The following is a 1,818-nucleotide window of genomic DNA, read 5'->3' on the forward strand; positions in this document are numbered from 1 at the left end:
CCAGGCCGGCTTCCTTGGCCATGCCAATACGCGGGCGCAGGCCGATGGCCGAGAGCACCACGTCGGACTCCAGTTTGCTGCCGTCGGACAGCTCGGTGACCAGTTGACCGTTTTCGCCGTGGTGTACCGCCTTGGCCAGCGGGCCAAAATGGAACTGCACCCCCAGCTCCGCCAGGCCACGGCCCACGGCTTCGGAGGCCTGCTCCGGCAACAGCAACGGCAGGCAGCGCCCCATGGGCTCGACCAGGGACACCTGAAAACCACCGTTGGACAGGTCATTGGCGAATTCACAGCCGATCAGGCCGCCACCGAGGATGGTCACGGTTTTCTTGCCGTCCACCGCCGCGCGGAATTTGCCGTAGTCCATCAAGTCATTGACGGAGAACACCTCACCCACCGCGTCGCCTTCCAGCGGCGGGGTCCAGGTGTCGGCGCCCAGTGCCAGTACCAGCTTGCTGTAGTCCAGGTGATCATCGGGCAGCAGCACGCGCTTGTTGGCGGCATCAATGCCAGCCACATGCACGCCGGTGCGCACGTCCACATTGAATTGCTCGGCCACTTTTTCCGGGGTGGCCATGCACAGGTCATCGGCGGTTTTTTCCTTGGTGAAACCGGCAGACAGCATGGGCTTGGAGTAGTTGCGGCCGTCGTCAGCGGTGAGCATGACGATGGGCGTTTCCTTGTCCAGCTTGCGGAATTCCTTGACGGTGTTGAAGCCGGCCAGGCCGGTACCAATGATGACAATAGGGTGCATGAGCAATCCTTAACGATTAATGGACGGGCGGTGTGACTGACGCAGTGGCCTAGATTTCCACCATTTCGAAGTCTTCCTTGCCCACGCCGCAATCGGGGCAGACCCAATCTTCCGGCACGTCGTCCCAGGCGGTGCCCGGCTCGATACCCTCGTCGGGCAGACCTTCGGCTTCGTCATAGATGAAACCGCACACTACACATTCCCACTTCTTCATCGTGAACCTCATCGGTAAAAGTGAGCACTTGCTCACTACGCTACATACAGGGTGTTTCTCGGGGGGCGTTAACCTATCGGCGTGCGGCGCAAAAATCAATGACAGCGAGGACTGTCATATTAGGACGCACAGGCCGCATTCGCCCTGCCTGCCGGGACATTCGGCCACCGCTTGCTCTGCCGCAGGACATGGGCCATAGTCCTGCCGCCCGCGAAAGTACGCGATATTCTGAGAGAGCCATGCTGCCTGCCGCCCTGCATCCTGACAGCCTTTGGCGCCCGCTGGAACAGCTGGTGCTGCCCCCGGTCATTCGTGACTGGATGGCCGACCCGGACTCCCTGACCCGGCGTCTCAAGCGTCACGGCCACTTCAGTGTGGTGCCCGGCTTGCATGCCATCACCTTTCCGCGGGCCGACGAACGGCAGCTGCTGGCGCTGCCCGTGCGTCGCGCCGCCCTGATCCGCGAAGTCACCCTGCACCTGGACGGCACCCCGGTGGTGGCGGCGCGCAGCGTCCTGCCCTTGACCAGCCTGGCCGGCGCCAACCGCTCACTGGGCCACATGGGCAGCCGCTCCCTGGGCCTGGAGCTATACAACCGCCCGGTATGCCAGCGTGATCAGGTGTGGGCACGACTGGCCTCACCGGGCCAGAATCACCCGGTGTGCTGGGGCCGCCAGTCGTGCTTTATCAAACGCGGCGCGCCCTTGCTGGTGGCGGAATACTTCCTGCCGGCGTTGTGGGAGAAGGTATTTGCAACCGTCCCCGCTGGTACAGAATCACTGTAGGAGATTCTATGTTGTCCACCCCAGTCTTCATGAGGCAGGGGCCGGCTGATAGTCGGTGCCATTTT

3 protein-coding genes are annotated in these 1,818 nt (G+C 62.6%); 1 reads left to right on the forward strand and 2 read right to left on the reverse strand.

Annotated elements, in window-relative coordinates:
- On the reverse strand, positions 1 to 754 hold a 754-nt coding region (locus A3730_RS09795), incomplete at its 3' end, for an NAD(P)/FAD-dependent oxidoreductase (protein WP_063538005.1).
- 49 nt (positions 755 to 803) lie between these two features.
- Positions 804 to 968, reverse strand: coding sequence for a rubredoxin (rd, locus tag A3730_RS09800; protein ID WP_007149887.1), 165 nt, complete (start codon positions 966 to 968; stop codon positions 804 to 806).
- 239 nt (positions 969 to 1,207) lie between these two features.
- Between rd and A3730_RS09805 the strand changes: the two genes are divergently transcribed.
- The gene (locus tag A3730_RS09805; protein WP_063520024.1) at positions 1,208 to 1,753 is read left to right on the forward strand and encodes a chorismate lyase; all 546 of its coding nucleotides are present in this window, start codon (positions 1,208 to 1,210) and stop codon (positions 1,751 to 1,753) included.
- Positions 1,754 to 1,818: the final 65 nt, after the last annotated feature.

Source organism: Alcanivorax sp. HI0044, assembly GCF_001634945.1.

Excerpts from the sequence above, each read along its gene's own strand:
- A3730_RS09805 (WP_063520024.1), top strand. The coding sequence starts at position 1,208 with ATGCTGCCTGCCGCCCTGCATCCTGACAGCCTTTGGCGCCCGCTGGAA.
- rd (WP_007149887.1), bottom strand. The coding sequence starts at position 968 with ATGAAGAAGTGGGAATGTGTAGTGTGCGGTTTCATCTATGACGAAGCC.